Origin of the sequence: Pseudomonas sp. G2-4 (assembly GCF_030064125.1) — a bacterium.
Classification (GTDB): domain Bacteria; phylum Pseudomonadota; class Gammaproteobacteria; order Pseudomonadales; family Pseudomonadaceae; genus Aquipseudomonas.
On sequence record NZ_CP125957.1, the window covers coordinates 6,305,867 to 6,324,127 of the forward strand.

Annotated in this window: 16 protein-coding genes; 6 read left to right on the forward strand and 10 right to left on the reverse strand. The window is 60.9% G+C overall.

Annotated features, from left to right (window positions below):
- Positions 1-31: 31 nt before the first annotated feature.
- Positions 32-1,702, reverse strand: coding sequence for a putative bifunctional diguanylate cyclase/phosphodiesterase (locus tag QNH97_RS27810; protein ID WP_283554794.1), 1,671 nt, complete (start codon positions 1,700-1,702; stop codon positions 32-34).
- A 273-nt stretch (positions 1,703-1,975) separates the two neighbouring features.
- On the opposite strand from QNH97_RS27810, the gene rep reads away from it, so the two are divergent.
- Together rep and QNH97_RS27820 are read left to right on the forward strand one after the other, a co-directional pair.
- Positions 1,976-3,985 carry a DNA helicase Rep gene (rep, locus tag QNH97_RS27815; protein WP_283554795.1) on the forward strand — a complete coding sequence of 670 codons (2,010 nt, stop codon included), beginning with the start codon at positions 1,976-1,978 and terminating at the stop codon, positions 3,983-3,985.
- 58 nt (positions 3,986-4,043) lie between these two features.
- Positions 4,044-4,616 carry a xanthine phosphoribosyltransferase gene (locus QNH97_RS27820; RefSeq protein ID WP_025216115.1) on the forward strand — a complete coding sequence of 191 codons (573 nt, stop codon included), beginning with the start codon at positions 4,044-4,046 and terminating at the stop codon, positions 4,614-4,616.
- Positions 4,617-4,727: 111 nt separating this feature from the next.
- On the opposite strand, the gene QNH97_RS27825 is transcribed toward QNH97_RS27820, so the two are convergent.
- The 6 genes from QNH97_RS27825 to dadA all read right to left on the reverse strand — a co-directional run bounded on the left by QNH97_RS27825 (position 4,728) and on the right by dadA (position 10,868).
- On the reverse strand, positions 4,728-6,662 hold the full coding sequence (locus QNH97_RS27825) for an acetyl-CoA hydrolase/transferase C-terminal domain-containing protein (protein WP_283554796.1): 1,935 nt from the start codon (positions 6,660-6,662) through the stop codon (positions 4,728-4,730).
- Positions 6,663-6,797: 135 nt separating this feature from the next.
- Positions 6,798-7,208: a c-type cytochrome gene (locus QNH97_RS27830; RefSeq protein WP_283557567.1), complete on the reverse strand. Its 411-nt coding sequence runs from the start codon at positions 7,206-7,208 to the stop codon at positions 6,798-6,800.
- A 182-nt stretch (positions 7,209-7,390) separates the two neighbouring features.
- Positions 7,391-7,939 carry a cupin domain-containing protein gene (locus QNH97_RS27835; protein WP_003206841.1) on the reverse strand — a complete coding sequence of 183 codons (549 nt, stop codon included), beginning with the start codon at positions 7,937-7,939 and terminating at the stop codon, positions 7,391-7,393.
- 128 nt (positions 7,940-8,067) lie between these two features.
- A complete protein-coding gene (gene alr / locus QNH97_RS27840) occupies positions 8,068-9,141 on the reverse strand; it encodes an alanine racemase (RefSeq protein ID WP_283554797.1) in 1,074 nt (357 codons plus the stop codon).
- A gap of 97 nt (positions 9,142-9,238) precedes the next feature.
- A complete protein-coding gene (locus QNH97_RS27845; protein ID WP_283554798.1) occupies positions 9,239-9,592 on the reverse strand; it encodes a RidA family protein in 354 nt (117 codons plus the stop codon).
- Positions 9,564-10,868, reverse strand: a complete 1,305-nt coding sequence (gene dadA, locus QNH97_RS27850; protein WP_283554799.1) for a D-amino acid dehydrogenase — start codon at positions 10,866-10,868, stop codon at positions 9,564-9,566. Before dadA ends, QNH97_RS27845 begins: the two co-directional genes overlap by 29 nt.
- 155 nt (positions 10,869-11,023) lie before the next feature.
- Between dadA and QNH97_RS27855 the strand changes: the two genes are divergently transcribed.
- Positions 11,024-11,512: an Lrp/AsnC ligand binding domain-containing protein gene (locus QNH97_RS27855; RefSeq protein ID WP_003206849.1), complete on the forward strand. Its 489-nt coding sequence runs from the start codon at positions 11,024-11,026 to the stop codon at positions 11,510-11,512.
- A 3-nt stretch (positions 11,513-11,515) separates the two neighbouring features.
- Here the strand turns inward: QNH97_RS27855 and QNH97_RS27860 are convergent, their stop codons facing one another.
- Positions 11,516-11,869, reverse strand: a complete 354-nt coding sequence (locus QNH97_RS27860) for a YkgJ family cysteine cluster protein (RefSeq protein WP_283554800.1) — start codon at positions 11,867-11,869, stop codon at positions 11,516-11,518.
- Between the two features lie 146 nt (positions 11,870-12,015).
- Between QNH97_RS27860 and QNH97_RS27865 the strand changes: the two genes are divergently transcribed.
- Positions 12,016-13,329 (forward strand): NAD(P)/FAD-dependent oxidoreductase, encoded by a 1,314-nt coding sequence (locus QNH97_RS27865; protein WP_283554801.1) that lies wholly within the window; start codon positions 12,016-12,018, stop codon positions 13,327-13,329.
- Between the two features lie 115 nt (positions 13,330-13,444).
- On the opposite strand, the gene QNH97_RS27870 is transcribed toward QNH97_RS27865, so the two are convergent.
- Positions 13,445-13,690, reverse strand: a complete 246-nt coding sequence (locus tag QNH97_RS27870) for a DUF1127 domain-containing protein (RefSeq protein WP_283554802.1) — start codon at positions 13,688-13,690, stop codon at positions 13,445-13,447.
- 179 nt (positions 13,691-13,869) lie between these two features.
- Here QNH97_RS27870 and QNH97_RS27875 point away from each other — a divergent pair, with 179 nt between their 5' ends.
- Positions 13,870-15,303 carry an aminotransferase-like domain-containing protein gene (locus tag QNH97_RS27875; RefSeq protein ID WP_283554803.1) on the forward strand — a complete coding sequence of 478 codons (1,434 nt, stop codon included), beginning with the start codon at positions 13,870-13,872 and terminating at the stop codon, positions 15,301-15,303.
- Between the two features lie 61 nt (positions 15,304-15,364).
- Positions 15,365-16,930 carry a phospholipase D family protein gene (locus tag QNH97_RS27880; RefSeq protein ID WP_283554804.1) on the forward strand — a complete coding sequence of 522 codons (1,566 nt, stop codon included), beginning with the start codon at positions 15,365-15,367 and terminating at the stop codon, positions 16,928-16,930.
- Positions 16,931-17,052: 122 nt separating this feature from the next.
- Here the strand turns inward: QNH97_RS27880 and QNH97_RS27885 are convergent, their stop codons facing one another.
- Positions 17,053-18,195, reverse strand: a complete 1,143-nt coding sequence (locus tag QNH97_RS27885) for an MFS transporter (RefSeq protein ID WP_283554805.1) — start codon at positions 18,193-18,195, stop codon at positions 17,053-17,055.
- Between the last annotated feature and the right edge of the window lie 66 nt (positions 18,196-18,261).

Here is an 18,261-nt window from a genome sequence, read left to right on the forward strand (position 1 = left end):
GCGAGCAAGCTCGCTCCCACAAGGTTTTGTGTCAGACCACGACTTCCTGCGTCGATCTGTTGCCATCAAACGTCAGGTACTCAACCAACTCGGCCAGCGGCAACGGCTTGCTGATCAAGAAGCCCTGCACCTGATCGCAACCAAAACCGCGCAGCAAGTCCAGTTGCTCCTGGGTTTCCACACCTTCGGCCACCACCTCCAGGTTGAGGTTGTGCGCGAGGTTGATCATCGCATGCACCAGCTTGCGGTTTTCTTCGCGTTGCTCCATGCCACCGACAAAGCTCTTGTCGATCTTGAGCAAGGCGATGGGCAGGCTGTTGAGGTGCACGAACGAGGAGAATCCGGTGCCGAAGTCATCCAGGGAGAAGCGCACCCCCAGGCGGCCCAAGGCATCCATGGTCTGCTTGACCAGTTCGCTGCGGCGCATGACTGCGGTTTCGGTGAGTTCGAATTCCAGCCACTGAGCCTCGACGCCCCGCTCGGCAATCAGCCGGCTAAGGGTCGGCAGTAACTGGCTGTCCTGGAACTGCCGGAACGACAGGTTGACCGCCATGTGCAACGGTGCCAGCCCTCGTTCGCGCAGGGCCTGCATGTCCCGCAGCGCCCGGGAAATCACCCAGTAGCCCAGCGGCACGATCAGGCCACTTTGTTCGGCCAGCGGCACGAATTCACTCGGCGGCAGCAGCCCGCGTTCGCCGTGACGCCAGCGCACCAGGGCTTCGAGCCCTACGATGTTGCCGTCCTCGAGGTTCAGCCGGGGCTGATAATGCAGCTCCAGTTCATCGCGACGCAGCGCCCGGCGCAGTTCGCTTTCCAGGTCGGCAAGGCTGCGGGCGTTGCGGTTGATGCGCTCATTGAAAATATGGAAAGTGCAGCCTTGAGTGCTCTTGGCCTGCTGCATGGCGATGTGGGCGTGCCACATCAATGGGTCCGCGCCGGCCTGGGCCCGGGCGTGAGCGATCCCCAGGCTGCAACCGATCAACAGGCTTTCGCCGTCCACCCAGTAAGGTTCGCCCATGGCTTCAGTGATGCGTTCGGCCATCCACTCGGCCCGCTGAGGCGCTCGACGAGTGTCGATCAGCAAGGCGAATTCATCGCTACCCAGCCGCGCCAATTGATCGCCGGCCTCAAGAGCCCCCTTGAGCCGCGACACCACTTGCAAAATCAAGCGGTCACCGGCCTGGTGGCCGAGGGCGTCGTTGGCGTGACGGAAGTTGTCCAGGTCCAGGTGACCGAGAGCCAGGCCGCGACCTTCGTTTTCAGCCAGGCGCGCCGCCAACAACGTCTGGAAACCCTGGCGATTGGCGATGCCGGTCAGCGGGTCCTGTTCAGCGAGGCGCTGCAGGGTGTTTTCCAGCACGCCGCGCTCGCGCACATGGCGCAGGCAGCGGCGCAGGGTCGCTCCGTCGAGGACATCACGCACCAGCCAGTCACTGACGCCATCGGGCGCAGTCGCGGGTTCATGCTCAAGCAGCAGGACCGTCGGCAAGCGGCAGCGGCCGGGCGCCGGTTGCAACGCCGCAATCGTCAGCAGCACCGCGTTACGGTTGTCTTCGAACAGGCTGCTGACCGAGTCCCAACTTGGGGCACTGATCAGCACGACCGACGGCCCCATGGGCGCCAGGCACTCGCGTAGAATCACTGACCACTCAGGCGTTTCGGCCAATAGCAGCAAACGCAAGGGTTCGACAGGCGTAGACAAGCTGACTCCCTAGACTCTGCAAGGTGGTAGGCGCTGGGCATTATGACCTGCCGATCAGCTATGACCAATGGAAACGCCTCTCAAACACTTGCTTTCGGCGGTTTTTTCCACGCGAAATCGACGTTTAGACGCGAGTCCGCCCGACATCCTGCGTGAAAGGAGCAAAAGCGGCAAATGACAATGATGTTTACGTCACAAGTCGGACAGGGCAGCACAATTCTCTGAGCCTGTTAAAATGCCGGCCCATTTCGCAAACGACTCCCTGACCCTGTCATGTCCCGACTCAATCCCCGGCAGCAAGAAGCCGTGAACTATGTCGGCGGCCCTCTTTTGGTGCTCGCCGGTGCAGGCTCCGGCAAGACCAGCGTGATCACCCGCAAGATCGCGCACCTGATCCAGAACTGCGGCATCCGCGCCCAGTACATCGTTGCCATGACCTTTACCAACAAAGCCGCCCGGGAAATGAAGGAACGGGTCGGCGGCCTGCTGCGCGCCGGTGAAGGTCGTGGCCTGACGGTCTGCACCTTCCATAACCTGGGCCTGAACATCATCCGCAAGGAACATGCGCGGCTGGGCTACAAGCCGGGTTTCTCGATCTTCGACGAGACCGACGTCAAGGCCTTGATGACCGACATCATGCAGAAGGAGTACGCGGGCGACGACGGCGTGGACGAGATCAAGAATATGATCGGCTCGTGGAAAAACGACCTGATCCTGCCCGCCGAAGCCTTGGAAAACGCCCGCAATCCCAAAGAGCAGACCGCCGCCATCGTCTACACCCACTACCAGCGCACCCTCAAGGCGTTCAATGCGGTGGATTTCGACGACCTGATCCTGCTGCCGGTCAAGCTGTTCCAGGACCACGCCGACATTCTCGAAAAATGGCAGAACAAGGTGCGCTACCTGCTGGTGGACGAATACCAGGACACCAACGCCAGCCAGTATCTGCTGGTGAAGCTGCTGATCGGCAAACGCAACCAATTCACCGTGGTGGGCGACGACGACCAGTCGATCTACGCCTGGCGCGGCGCGCGGCCGGAAAACCTGATGCTGCTCAAGGACGACTACCCATCGCTCAAAGTGGTGATGCTGGAGCAGAACTACCGCTCTACCAGTCGTATCCTGCGCTGCGCCAACGTGCTGATTTCCAACAACCCCCACGAGTTCGAAAAGCAGCTGTGGAGCGAGATGGGCCACGGCGACGAGATCCGCGTGATCCGTTGCCGCAACGAAGACGCCGAAGCCGAGCGCGTGGCCATGGAAATCCTCAGCCTGCACCTGCGCACCGACCGGCCGTACAGCGACTTTGCGATCCTGTATCGCGGCAACTACCAGGCCAAGCTGATCGAGCTGAAATTGCAGCATCACCAAATCCCCTATCGCCTGTCGGGGGGCAACAGCTTTTTCGGACGCCAGGAAGTAAAGGACTTGATGGCCTACTTCCGGCTGATCGTGAACCCGGACGACGACAACGCCTTTCTGCGGGTGATCAACGTCCCGCGCCGGGAAATCGGTTCGACCACCTTGGAAAAACTCGGTAACTACGCCACCGAACGCAAGATCTCGATGTACGCCGCCACGGACGAAATCGGCCTGGGCGAGCACCTGGACAGCCGCTTCACCGATCGCCTGGCGCGCTTCAAGCGGTTCATGGACAAGGTCCGCGAGCAGTGCGCTGGCGAAGATCCGATCTCGGCGTTGCGCAGCATGGTCATGGACATCGACTACGAAAACTGGCTGCGTACCAACAGTTCCAGCGACAAGGCCGCCGATTACCGCATGGGTAATGTCTGGTTCCTGATCGAGGCGTTGAAAAACACCCTGGAAAAGGACGAAGACGGCGACATGACCGTGGAGGACGCCATCGGCAAACTCGTGCTGCGGGACATGCTTGAACGCCAGCAGGAAGAGGAAGACGGCGCCGAAGGCGTGCAGATGATGACGCTTCACGCCTCCAAGGGCCTGGAGTTCCCTTACGTGTTCATCATGGGCATGGAAGAAGAAATCCTGCCCCACCGCTCCAGCATCGAGGCCGACACCATCGAGGAGGAGCGGCGCCTGGCCTACGTCGGTATTACCCGAGCCCGTCAGACCCTGGCCTTCACCTTCGCCGCCAAGCGCAAGCAATACGGCGAAGTGATCGACTGCGCGCCAAGTCGCTTTCTCGATGAGCTGCCGCCGGACGATCTGGCCTGGGAAGGCAACGACGACACACCGACGGAAGTCAAAGTCGTGCGGGGCAACAGCGCCCTGGCTGACATACGAGCAATGTTAAAGCGCTAGAATCGACTACTTTTTTTCACCGACTTCAGGCGCTGAAAGCGTCATTAGAGGAGGCTTCATGGAAGCCCTGCACCAGAAAATCCGCGAGCAAGGCATCGTGCTTTCCGATCAGGTTCTGAAAGTCGACGCGTTTCTCAATCACCAGATCGACCCACAGTTGATGAAACTGATTGGCGACGAATTTGCCGCGCTGTTCAAGGATTCGGGCATCACCAAGATCGTCACCATCGAGGCTTCGGGCATTGCCCCGGCGATCATGACTGGCCTGATCCTTGGCGTACCGGTGATTTTCGCCCGCAAGCAACAGTCCCTGACCCTGACGGAAAACTTGCTGTCGGCGACCGTGTATTCGTTCACCAAGAAGACCGAAAGCACCGTGGCCATCAGCCCGCGCCACCTGACCAGCAGTGACCGAGTGCTGATCATCGATGACTTCCTGGCTAACGGTAAAGCGTCCCAGGCGCTGATCTCGATCATCAAACAGGCTGGCGCCACCGTGGCCGGCTTGGGAATCGTGATCGAGAAGTCGTTTCAGGGTGGCCGCGCGGAACTGGATGCCCAGGGGTATCGCGTTGAATCGTTGGCCCGGGTGAAGTCGCTGGCCGGTGGGGTTGTGACCTTTATCGATTGACCAGCCAATTTCACCCTGTGGGAGCGAGCTTGCTCGCGATAGCGGACTATCAGCCGAGGTTGATGTTGGGTGTGCCGGCCTCATCGCGAGCAAGCTCGCTCCCACAGGGGTTCAGGTTGTTCGCTGTGGCGCCGTGGCCTTGAGGCCGGCCAGCAACAGCCGCTGGAACAACTCCTCCTTCAGCCCTTCAGGGCTGGTCAGCTGCATCCGCTCTAGATGCCCGGCAAACTCCCATGGCTCCGGGGCGTCAAGAGCAGCTTTGCCCAGTTCCAGAATCTCGGTGAGCTTGAACTTGCTCTTGAGCCAGTTCAGCGCGCGCAGCAGGTCTCGCTCCACGTCGTCAAAATCGCAGCCCAGCGGGTACTCCGGAAACAGGTTCGGATGCCGCGCCTGGATCGCCTGCAAACGCTCCGAGGTGTTGTCGGCGAATCGCGGATCAAGACGAAAATCCTTCGGCAACTTACCGGCTTTTTGCGCCTGCTCGATCAGCCCCGGCTGGAAGCGTGAATCGCTGATGTTCAGCAGCGCCTCGATCACCGCGGCATCGGTCTTGCCCCGCAGGTCGGCGATGCCGTACTCGGTCACCACGATGTCCCGCAGGTGCCGGGGAATCGTGCAATGGCCGTACTGCCAGACGATATTCGAACTGATATCGCCGCCTGCCTCGCGCCAACTGCGCAACAGCAAGATCGAGCGCGCGCCCTCCAGCGCATGGCCCTGGGCAACGAAGTTGTACTGCCCGCCCACGCCACTGAGTACCCGTCCATCTTCCAACTGGTCAGCCACGCCAGCCCCCATCAGGGTCATGATGAAGACCGTATTGATAAAACGGGCATCGAGTCGCTGCAACCGCTTGAGTTGTTCCTGGCCGTACAGCTCGTTGATGTAACTGATGCGGGTCATGTTGAATTCGAGGCGTCGGCTCTGCGGCAGCTCGCGCAGGCGCTCGTAAAAACTGCGTGGGCCGAGGAAAAAACCACCATGTACGCAGATGCCGTCGGGTTGCGCCGCCTCGTCGAGGGTTCCAGCGTTGGCCTGCTCCTGGGTCGGAACATCGGGGTAGACCTTGCGCCGGATGATCCCGGCATCCGCCAGCACCAGCAGGCCGTTGACGAACATCTCACTGCAACCGTACAGCCCTTTGGCAAACGGCTCGACGCCACCCTCGCGCTCGATCAATTGCGCCCACTGGCTGAGGTTCAGGTCCGCCAACAAGGCCTGGTAGCCGGCGTTATCCGCCTGGCGCGCGAGCAGCGCCGCCGTCAACGCGTCGCCCATGGCACCGATACCGATCTGCAGCGTCCCGCCATCACGCACCAGGGTACTGGCGTGCAGGCCGATCAGATGATCCTGGAACCCCACCGGCATGTTCGGCGTGGAAAACAGTGTGTGGCTGTCCTTCTCGTCGATCAACAAGTCAAAACCGTCGATGCCAATCTCCGCGTCCCCCGGCATGTAGGGCAAATCACTGTGAACCTGGCCCACCATCAGGATGGTCTCCCCGGCCGCACGCCGCTTGGCGATCATCGGCAGCAGGTCGAGGGTGATGTCCGGGTTGCAGCTCAGGCTCAGGCGATCCGGGTGTTCGGGGTCGCTCGCCACCAATTGCGCCACCAGGTTCAAGCCGGCCGCGTTGATGTCCCGGGCGGCGTGGCTGTAGTTGCTGCTGACATAGCTCTGCTGGGCCGATGCACTGTGCAGCAGACTGCCAGGCTGCATGAAGAACTGCTCGACCCGTATGTTGGCCGGCAGGCTGTCCTGATGCAGGTCGGTAAGGTAATCGAGTTCGGGATAGTCGCCGAAAACCCGTTCAACAAAGGGTTCGAGGAAGCGCTTCTGCAAACCATCGCCCAGCTTCGGCCGGCCCAGGCTCAGCGCCGTGTAAATGGTCAGTTGGCGTTCAGGCAATTGCGCGATGCGCCGGTACAGCGCGTTGGCAAACAAATTGGGTTTGCCCAACCCCAGGGGCATGCCGAGGTGAATATGCGCAGGCAGGCGCTCGAGCACCTCGTCCACCGCCTGTTCGATTGAACACAACTGCACCATCCGACCCTCCAGGGCATTCCATGAATGTGGGTTGGACCGAGCTTGCCGGGAGTTGGTTGCGCTGAACAGTCCTGAAAAACCCCAGGCGCAAAAAAGCCGCTCGTAAGCGGCTTTTTTGTGAAAGATGCTGGCCTATTACAGACCGGACATCTCTTTGATGGCGGCCTTGAGGTCGTCATCCGAGCAATCGGCGCAGGTGCCTTTAGGTGGCATGGCGTTGACGCCGGTAATGGCCTTGGCCAGGATACCGTCGAGGCCGCCCTGGTGATCGGCGCGTTCTTTCCAGGCAGCCTTGTCACCGATTTTCGGCGCGCCCAGCAGGCCGGTGCCGTGGCAAGCATTGCAATGTTTGGCAATGACATCTTTCGGCGTCTTGGCCGCACCGCCGCCAGCCGAGGCCACGACTTCCATGCCTTTGCATTCCTTCCCCTGAACGCAGACCTGGCCGACGGGTTCTAGGCGCTTGGCGATTTCGTCGTTGGGCGCTGCTTGGGCGCTCGCAGCCCATAGGGCCAATACGGTTGCTGGTGCAGCCAGCATTTTCATAATTAGGTTCACGCGTACACCCTCAATGGTGGCTAGTCACGCCTGCGGCCACGGTTTGCAGGCGGGCGCAAGTATAGCGGTAAGCCCGTCACACTGAAACAACCCCAAAGTCGCAAGGGTCTTGTTTGCAATGACAGCTCATTCCTTGGGCGCCTTTGCCGTAAGGCTCGACGCCTCGTTTTCTAGAAATTGGCCGGTGTAGCTGCGCTGATCAGTCGCGCCGGCACATCGAACGGATTACGGAAACGGTGTGGCTTGGTGCTCTCGAAATAGTAGCTGTCACCCGCTTCGAGCACGAAAGTTTCGACGCCGACCACCAGCTCCAGCCGCCCTTCCACCAAAATCCCGGTTTCCTCGCCTTCATGGGTGAGCATCTCTTCACCGGTGTCGGCGCCAGGCGGATAGATTTCGTTCAGGAAGGCGATCGCCCGGCTTGGGTGTGCCCTGCCCACCAACTTCATGGTCACGGCGCCGTCGGAGATGTCGATCAGTTCGTTGGCTTTGTAGACGATCTGAGTCGGTTTCTCCTGGAGGATTTCTTCGGAGAAAAACTCGACCATGGACATGGGAATCCCGCCAAGGACCTTACGCAGCGAGCTGATCGAGGGGCTGACGCTGTTTTTCTCGATCATCGAAATAGTGCTGTTGGTGACGCCCGCGCGCTTGGCGAGTTCGCGCTGGGAAAGGCCTTTGAGTTTACGAATGGATTGCAGTCGTTCACCGACGTCCAATGCTGGAGCCTCCAGGGAATCAGGTTGTGTGGAAAGTGACCGTTATCATGGCGACAGCGTTCAGTATTTACAACACTTTGCCCCGAATCCTGTGCGGTGAAGCGACTTTCGGTAGGTTGCGCGTGGTGTCAGTGCCCGGAATAGAGCCGTGGCACCCGCCGCAGGTTGCAGAAAATCTGATAAGGAATTGTGTCGGCAGCCTTCGCGACGTCGCTGGCGAGGATGTTCTTGCCCCACAACTCCACGGTCGAACCGAGCCCGGCCTGGGGGATATGGGTCAGGTCGACGCACAGCATGTCCATCGACACCCGCCCGACCAACTGGCTGCGCTGCCCCTCCACGTGTACCGGCGTGCCGTTCGGCGCCTGGCGCGGATAGCCGTCGGCATACCCCATGGCGACCACCCCGACCCGGCTCGGTTGCTCGGTCACAAAGCGAGCTCCGTAGCCCACCGGCTCGCCGGCGGGCAATTCACGCACGCAGATGATCTTTGATTCCAGGGTCATCACCGGTTGCAGGCGCGAGGCGATGGCATTGGGTTCATCAAAGGGTGTCGCGCCGTAGAGCATGATGCCTGGTCGGACCCAGTCGCTCGGCATCTGCGGCCAACCCAGCACGGCCGGGGAATTGCGCAGGCTGATCTCCGCTGCCAGCCCCTGGCGAGCCGCCTCGAAAACAGCCAGTTGTTGCGTGCTGCAGGGGTCGTGCAGTTCATCGGCGCGGGCGAAGTGGCTCATCAGCACAATCTTCGCCACTTTGCCGCTGGCCAGCAGTCGACGATAAGCGGCCTGATAATCCGTCGGATGCAACCCGACCCGGTGCATGCCCGAATCGAGCTTGAGCCAGACCGTGATGGGTTTGCTCAGGCTCGCGCTTTCAATCGCCTCAAGCTGCCATAACGAATGCACCACGCACCAGAAATCATGCTCGACGATCAACCGCAGCTCATCGGCCTCGAAGAAGCCTTCCAGCAACAGGACCGGTCCACGAATCCCGCCGGCCCGAAGCTCCAAGGCCTCTTCGATACACGCTACGGCGAACCCGTCGGCCGTGTCCTGTAACGCCTCGGCGCAGCGCACCGCGCCGTGCCCATAGGCATCGGCCTTGACCACCGCAAGGGCCTTGGCCCCTGTGACATCACGGGCCAATTGGTAGTTGTGACGCAGGGCTTGAAGGTCGATCAGGGCACGGGCAGGACGCATGGCGGCAGACTTCTAGGCGGTCAACGGATAAAAAACCGACGCTGGCTGATGGTCTTGACCACCAACAGCGCCGGGAAAGGGATCGTTTTGCCAGGTATTAAGGCAGCGCGGCCACAACGGACAGCTCCACCAGAATCTCCGGTTCGCATAACTTGGCTTGCACCGTGGCACGGGCCGGGGCGACGCCTTTGGGCAGCCACTGGTCCCAGACCGAATTCATGCCCTCGAAATGGGCCTCAATGTCTTTCAGGTAAATTGTCACCGACAGCAGACGGTTCTTGTCGGTCCCGGCCAGGTCCAGCAAACGCTCGATACTGGCCAGGGTTTCACGGGTCTGCTGCTCGATACCGGCGCTCATGTCGTCGCCGACCTGCCCCGCCAGGTAAACGGTGCCGTTGTGCACGACAACCTGGCTCATGCGGTCATTGGTGAGCTGGCGCTGGATTGACATGTTCTGCAGACTCCTGGTGTTTACTGCCATAACGGGAAATATCGAGGCCTTCGGCGCTGATCTGCGGCGTTTTCTTCGCCATCAGGTCCGCCAGCAAGCGACCGGAACCACAGGCCATGGTCCATCCGAGGGTGCCGTGGCCGGTGTTCAGGAATAGATTCTTGAAAGGTGTAGCCCCTACGATCGGCGTGCCGTCCGGGGTGGTCGGGCGCAAGCCGGTCCAGAAACTGGCTTCGGCCAGATTGCCCCCCTGAGGATAAAGGTCGTTGACGATCATCTCCAGGGTTTCGCGCCGACGTGGATTGAGAGACAGGTCAAAACCAGCAATTTCCGCCATCCCGCCCACGCGAATGCGGTTGTCGAACCGAGTGATCGCAACCTTGTAGGTTTCGTCGAGAATGGTCGAGGTCGGCGCCATCGCCGGGTTGGTAATCGGCACGGTCAGGGAATAGCCCTTGAGTGGATAAACCGGGGCGCGGATCCCAAGGGGCTTGAGCAACTGCGGTGAATAACTGCCCAAGGCCAGGACGTAGCGGTCGGCGGTTTCCAGCTTGCCGTCGATCCAGACGCCATTGATACGGTCGCCTGCGTAGTCCAGGCGCTGGATATCCTGGCCGAAGCGGAACTGCACCCCGAGCTTCACGGCCATTTCCGCCAGACGCGTGGTAAACATCTGACAATCACCGGTCTGGTCGTTGGGCAGGCGCAGAGCACCGGCCAGAATGTCGGTGACATTGGCAAGGGCCGGTTCGACCCGGGCAATGCCTGCGCGGTCGAGCACTTCGAACGGCACACCGGACTCTTTCAACACCGAGATATCCTTTGCCGCGCCATCAAGCTGTGCCTGGGTGCGGAACAGTTGGGTAGTCCCCAGACTGCGGCCTTCGTAGGCGATGCCGGTTTCAGCGCGCAGCTCGTCGAGGCAATCGCGGCTGTATTCAGACAGGCGGACCATGCGCTCCTTGTTGATGGCATAGCGGCTGGCGGTGCAGTTGCGCAGCATTTGCGCCATCCACAGGTACTGGTCGATGTCGGCGGTGGCCTTGATTGCCAGCGGCGCGTGACGTTGCAACAGCCACTTGATCGCTTTGAGCGGCACACCCGGCGCGGCCCACGGCGACGCGTAGCCCGGCGACACCTGGCCGGCGTTGGCGAAGCTGGTTTCCATGGCCGGCGCCGGTTGGCGGTCGACCACAACGACTTCAAACCCGGCTCGGGCCAGATAGTAAGCACTGACCGTACCGATGACGCCGCTACCCAAGACCAGAACGCGCATGTTGATGCCCTCATCGCGGATAACCGCTGACGTTTGTTATACAAAGCTTCGATGAGCGCAGTGTAAAAAAGATTAGCCAGTGCTTTTCACTATATAACTGCCTATATTTGGCGAGAATTCTCGGCAAAAACCCTTTTCATGGAGGCGCATCACCTGTGCGTACCAATACCCAGACCAAACGCGAGCTGGATAAGATCGACCGCAACATCCTGCGCATTCTCCAGGCGGACGGGCGGATTTCCTTTACCGAGTTGGGGGAGAAGGTCGGTCTTTCCACAACGCCCTGCACCGAGCGGGTACGGCGCCTAGAGCGCGAAGGGATCATCATGGGCTACAACGCCCGGCTCAACCCGCAGCACTTGAAGGGCAGCCTGCTGGTGTTCGTCGAAATCAGCCTCGACTACAAGTCCGGCGATACTTTCGAAGAGTTCCGACGCGCCGTGCTGAAATTGCCCCACGTCTTGGAATGCCACTTGGTGTCAGGGGATTTTGACTACCTGGTAAAGGCGCGGATTTCCGAGATGGCTTCGTACCGCAAGCTACTGGGCGACATCCTGCTCAAACTGCCCCATGTGCGCGAATCCAAGAGCTACATCGTGATGGAAGAGGTGAAGGAGAGCCTGAACCTGCCGATTCCCGATTGATCCCTAGACCAGGACTTGGCGATTAGCCGCCATGTACTCATGGATCTGCTGCTCGACCCGCGGATGGATCAGTTCCACCGGCCGCCGTTCGTTGGGGCACGGCAGCGTCGCGGTGGTACCGAACAACCGGCAGATCAGCGGCCGCTCGTCATAGACCGTGCAACCATTCGGCCCCAGGTGCACGCAATCAAGTGCCTCCATGGCTGCATCCTGCTCAGCGCGACTTTTACGCGGCAAGCGGGCCATCTCTTCCGGTGAGGTGGTCACCGGACCACAGCAGTCATGGCAACCCGGTACACACTCGAACGAGGGAATCTGTTGGCGCAGCGTGCGGATTTTTTGACTGTTGCAGCTCATCGGGACGATTACCGAGGTGGGACAATTCGCGATTCTGCCTGAAAAGCCATATTCCAGACAGCGCCAGCCGACCGGTGTTGCCCACCCATGAAGCCACGGCTTATGCTCCGTAAAATTTCTCAAACACAATAATCAGGATTACGCACATGAACGCCCGTGTTCAGCAACCTGTTCCGAACCACGCGCACGCCGCCTCTTACTACGCCGCCAGCAGTCTGCCGCAACCAGACCATCCAGTGCTGCAAGGCGAGTTGGTGGCGGATGTCTGCGTGGTCGGCGGCGGGTTTTCCGGGCTGAATACGGCGATTGAACTGGCCGAGCGCGGCATGAGCGTGGTGCTGCTCGAAGCGCACAAGATCGGCTGGGGCGCCAGCGGCCGTAACGGTGGCCAGTTGATTCGTGGCGTCGGCCATGGCCTCGATCAGTTCACCCCGGTCATCGGTGCCGACGGCGTACGTCAGATGAAACTCATGGGGCTGGAAGCCGTGGAAATCGTCCGACAACGCGTCGAGCGTTTTCAGATCCCCTGCGACCTCACCTGGGGTTACTGCGACCTCGCCAACAAATCCGGCGACCTGGAAGGCTTCGCGCAAGAAGCCGAAGAACTGCGCAGCCTGGGTTATCGCCATCAGACTCGGCTGCTGCAAGCCCATGAAATGCACAGCGTCGTGGGTTCGGATCGCTACGTTGGCGGCCTGATCGACATGGGTTCGGGCCATCTGCATCCGCTGAACCTGGCCTTGGGGGAAGCCGCCGCTGCGCAGCAACTGGGCGTCAGGCTGTTCGAGCAATCGGCAGTCACGCGCATCGATTATGGCCACGAAGTGCAGGTGCATACCCAACAGGGTTCTGTCCGTGCCAAGACCTTGGTGCTGGGTTGCAACGCCTACCTCAGTGGGCTCAATCCACAGCTCAGCGGCAAAGTGCTGCCCGCCGGCAGCTACATCATCGCCACCGAACCCTTGAGCCAGACCCAGGCTCAGGCCTTACTGCCGCAGAACATGGCGGTCTGCGATCAACGGGTGGCGCTGGATTACTACCGGCTCTCGGCGGATCGACGCTTGCTGTTTGGCGGGGCCTGTCATTATTCGGGCCGCGACCCGCAAGACATCGGCGCCTACATGCGTCCGAAGATGCTCAAGGTTTTCCCGCAACTGGCGGATGTGAAGATCGATTATCAATGGGGCGGGATGATCGGCATCGGTGCCAACCGTTTGCCGCAGATCGGCCGGCTCAAGGACCAGCCCAATGTGTATTACGCCCAGGCCTACTCCGGTCATGGGGTGAATGCCACACACCTGGCCGGCAAGCTATTGGCCGAGGCCATCAGCGGGCAACAAAGCGGTGGGTTCGATCTGTTCGACCGGGTGCCGCACATGACCTTCCCCGGCGGCAAGCATTTGCGTTCGCCGCTGTTGGCGCTGGGGATGTTGTGGCATAGGTTCAAAGAGTTGGTTTAATCCCCTGTGGCGAGGGAGCTTGCTCCCGCTGGGCTGCGCAGCGGCCCTTCTTTTTTTGCGGTTGCTGCGCAACCGAGCGGGAGCAAGCTCCCTCGCCACAGAGCTTCCTGTTGCTTCAAAGCCGCCAGAACGGCTTGAGCCCCTCTTCCCGCGCCAGCTCCGGGCTCAGTCCGATATCACGCAACTGTTCGGGTGTCAGCTCCAGCAAGACTTTGCGTGTATGCAGGCGATGCCAGTACAGCCCCCAGCGACCCAGGCAGGACGGCGCATTGCGCAACATCGCATCGCGCAGCTCCTTATCCCGCCCTGCCGCCAGTTCCTGACTGTGTAAAGTCAGCCGCACATCGCTCAAGCCGTTCATTTTGATCGCTCCTGTTTACTTGGGTAGCCAGAGGTTTCATGATGCGCGGACGACCAGAAGCAATACAGATTCAAACAATGTGTTTTGTTTACATACAGATTTAGCTTTTCCGGGACTGAATCGTCTTTTTTTGGCTAATCTGTATTGGTTACCGTTGTCCATCTCATTGGGAGCACACAATGACCCTGTACGTGAACCTCGCCGAGCTGCTCGGTACCCGCATCGAACAGGGCTTCTACCGCCCCGGCGACCGGCTGCCGTCGGTACGAGCCTTGAGTACGGAACACGGGGTCAGCCTCAGTACGGTGCAGCAGGCCTATCGCGTGCTGGAGGACAGCGGGCTGGCGATGCCCAAACCCAAATCCGGCTATTTCGTACCGGCCAGCCGCGAACTGCCAGACCTGCCAGCAGTAGGCCGTCCAGCCCAGCGACCGGTGGATATTTCCCAATGGGACCAAGTGCTGGAGTTGATTCGCGCCGTGCCGCGGGCGGACGTGGTGCAACTGGGGCGCGGCATGCCGGACATTCATTCGCCGACCATGAAACCGCTGCTGCGCAGCCTGGCGCAGATCAGCCGCCGGCAAGACATGCCCGGCCTGTATTACGACAACATCTACGGCAACCTCGCGCTGCGAGAACAGATTGCCCGCCTGTCACTGGACTCCGGCTGCCATCTGGACCCGGGCGACCTGATTGTCACCACAGGCTGTCACGAGGCGCTGTCCGTCAGCATCCGCGCCACCTGCGAACAAGGCGACATCGTCGCGGTGGACTCGCCCAGCTTTCACGGGGCCATGCAAACCCTCAAGGGCCTGGGCATGAAGGCCCTGGAAATCCCTACCGACCCGCTGACCGGCATCAGCCTGGACGCACTGGAACTGGCGTTGGAGCAATGGCCAATCAAGGCCATACAGTTAACCCCCAGTTGCAATAATCCGCTGGGCTACATCATGCCCGAGGCCAACAAGCGTGCCCTGCTGACCCTGGCGCAGCGCTTCGACGTGGCAATTATCGAAGACGATGTGTATGGGGAATTGGCCTACACCTACCCACGACCACGCACTATCAAGTCCTTCGATGAAGACGGCCGCGTCCTGCTCTGCAGTTCTTTTTCCAAGACCCTGGCACCGGGCCTGCGAGTTGGCTGGGTCGCACCGGGCCGATACCTGGAGCGGGTGCTGCACATGAAATACATCAGCACGGGCTCCACCGCGCCACAACCGCAGATCGCCATTGCCGAATTCCTGAAAGGCGGGCATTTCGAACCTCATTTGCGCCGGATGCGCACGCAATACCAGCGCAATCGCGACGTAATGATCGACTGGGTCAGCCGCTACTTTCCGTCGGGCACCCGTGCCAGCCGCCCGCGAGGCAGCTTCATGCTGTGGGTCGAATTGCCGGACGGCTTCGACACGCTGAAGCTCAATCGAGTCCTCCTCGACCAAGGCGTGCAGGTGGCCGTCGGCAGCATTTTTTCGGCCTCAGGCAAGTACCGCAATTGCCTGCGCATGAACTACGCTGCCAAGCCAACGGCACAGATCGAAGAAGCTGTGCGCAAAGTCGGCACCGCTGCCATCGCGCTGTTGAACGAAACCCGCCGCGACACCGTCTGAACTGTACGCTGAGAAGCAGCACCCAATAGCCGATCAACGCAAACAAGCGGAACGATCCTACGTGAGATCCAGCCCGATCCTGCATGTGCTTCTGTTTGTCGCCGCGCTACTGAGCGGCTGCGCCAGCCTTGATGTCACCCGCGAGCCCTCCCAGGCGTTGCCGGCCTCCGACTCCTCATTCGGCCGCTCGGTCCAGGCCCAGGCAGCGCCCCATGAAGGGCGATCGGGTTTTCGCCTGCTCTCGGACAGCACCGATGCCTTTACCGCCCGGGCGGAACTGATTCGCAACGCCCAAAGCAGCCTGGACTTGCAGTACTACATCGTTCACGACGGCATCAGCACGCGGATGCTGGTGGATGAACTGCTCAAGGCCGCCGACCGGGGCGTGCGCGTGCGGATCCTGCTGGACGACACCACCAGCGATGGCCAGGACCAGATCATCGCCACCCTCGCCGCCCATCCACAAATCCAGATCCGCCTGTTCAACCCGCTGCACCTGGGACGCGCCACTGGCGTGACTCGTGGTCTCGGGCGCCTGCTCAACCTGTCGCAGCAACATCGCCGAATGCACAACAAGCTATGGCTGGCGGACAACAGCATGGCGATCGTCGGCGGCCGCAACCTGGGGGACGAATATTTCGACGCCGAACCCAACCTGAACTTCACCGACATCGATCTGCTCAGCGTCGGGCCAGTGGCCGAACAACTGGGGCACGGCTTCGACCAGTACTGGAACAGCGCCCTGAGCAAACCCATCGAGCAATTCCTGTCCCACCGCCCAACCCCCAAGGACTTGGCCAACAGCCGCTTGCGCCTGCAAGAGTCCATGGAGCAGACGCACAAAGAAAACCACGCGCTGTACCAGCAGTTGACCCGCTACAAGACCCAGCCACGCCTGGACACCTGGCGCAATGAGTTGGTCTGGGCCTGGAACAAGGCCTTGTGGGACGCGCCCAGCAAGGTGCTGGCCAAGGGTGAGCCGGATCCACAGCTGTTGCTGACCACGCAACTGGCCCCTGAGCTGACGGGTGTCAGTAAAGAACTGATCATGATTTCGGCCTATTTCGTGCCTGGCCAGACAGGCCTGGTGTACCTGACCAGCCGAGCCGATGCCGGCGTGTCGGTGAGCCTTCTGACCAACGCCCTGGAAGCCACTGACGTGCCGGCGGTCCATGGCGGCTATGCGCCCTATCGCAAGGCGCTGCTGCAACATGGCGTACGCCTGTTCGAGCTGCGACGGCAACCGGGCGATACCGGCAGCAGTCCTCACCTGTTCTACAGCAAGTCCTACGGCGAATCGGACTCGAGCCTGCACAGCAAGGCGATCATTTTTGACCGCCAGAAATCCTTCATCGGCTCGTTCAATTTCGACCCGCGCTCGGTGCTGTGGAATACCGAAGTCGGCGTATTGGTGGACAGTCCGGAACTCGCCGGCCAAGTGCGGGAACTGGCCTTGCAAGGCATGGCGCCAGCCCTGAGTTATCAGGCCCGGCTGGAAGATGGAAGGTTGGTGTGGACGACCGAAGACAACGGCAAATTGCATGACCTGGACCGCGAGCCGGGCAGTTGGTGGCGCCGGTTCAATGCCTGGTTCAGTACGACCATCGGACTGGAACAGATGCTTTAGAGGCAGCCCGCTTTTGGTGGCGAGGGAGCTTGCTCCCGCTGGACTGCGAAGCAGTCCCGGCTTTTGCGGTTGCTGCGCAACCGAGCGGGAGCAAGCTCCCTCGCCACGGGATTTGGGTATGCTCAGGCTGTTTGGGTCGCTCCAAATGCCCCTTGGCGCAACAACAGGATCACCAACCCGAACGCCCCCGCTGCCATAAGCAACGGCAGCGCATGCCCACTGACCCACTGACTCCCCGCCCCCGCCGCCAACGGACCAACCAGGCAGCCGATCCCCCACAGCTGCGCTACATGGGCGTTGGCCCGCACCAGCGCATCGTCGCGGTAACGCTCGCCAATCAGGATCAGTGACAAGGTAAACAAACCGCCTGCGCTGGCGCCAAACAGCACCCACAGCGGCCAGATCAGCACCGTATCGATCAACAGCGGTACCGCCAGGCTCGACAACATCAGCGCCACTGCGCAGCCAGTGAACAACGACCGGCGAGACAGGCGATCGGCCAGGGCGCCGATGGGCAATTGCAGCAAGGCATCACCGACCACCACCGTACTGACCATCGCCAACGCAATGTCGGCGCTGAAGCCCTGGCGCAGGCAATAAACCGGCAACAGAGTCAGGATCATCGCCTCGAACGCCGCGAACAATGACACGGCCCAGGCGATTGCCGGCAAACCTCGGCAAAATGCCCACAAATCTGCGAACGTAACGCTGCCGGCCTCGCTGGTAGGCGCACCGCTGCGGCCGAGCAACAGCAATGGCGAGACCAGCAGCAAGCCGACACCCACCCAAAAGCCGTAATCGTGACCGGTCCCCAGCGCGCCGAGCAGCAACGGTCCAGACAGTTGGCTCAGGGCGTAGCTGCTGCCATACAGCGCCACCAGGCGACCACGCCACCGTTCGATGACCAGTTGATTGATCCAGCTTTCACCGAGGATGAAAACCAGGGTCAAGACCACGCCAATCACCAGCCGTAGCACCAGCCAGACCGGGTAACTGGGCAACACCGCCAACAATCCGATGGACGCCGCCCCGCCCCACAGGCACAAGCGCATCAACATCGCCGTGCCAAACCGCGCCGCCAGTCGACTCGAGACCTTGGCCCCGAGTAACACCCCAACCGCCGGCATGGCCGCCATCACCCCGATGGCGAACGAGCCATAGCCCCAGCTCTCCAGGCGAAGCGACACCAGCGGCATGCTCACGCCCAGGGCCAGGCCGACACTCAGGACAGACGCCAACACGGCGAAATAGGTCGCCCAACGCATTTCCACGCTCCTGTGGAGGGTTATCAATCTCAGCCATCACCCAAAGGACTGTGGGAGCGAGCTTGC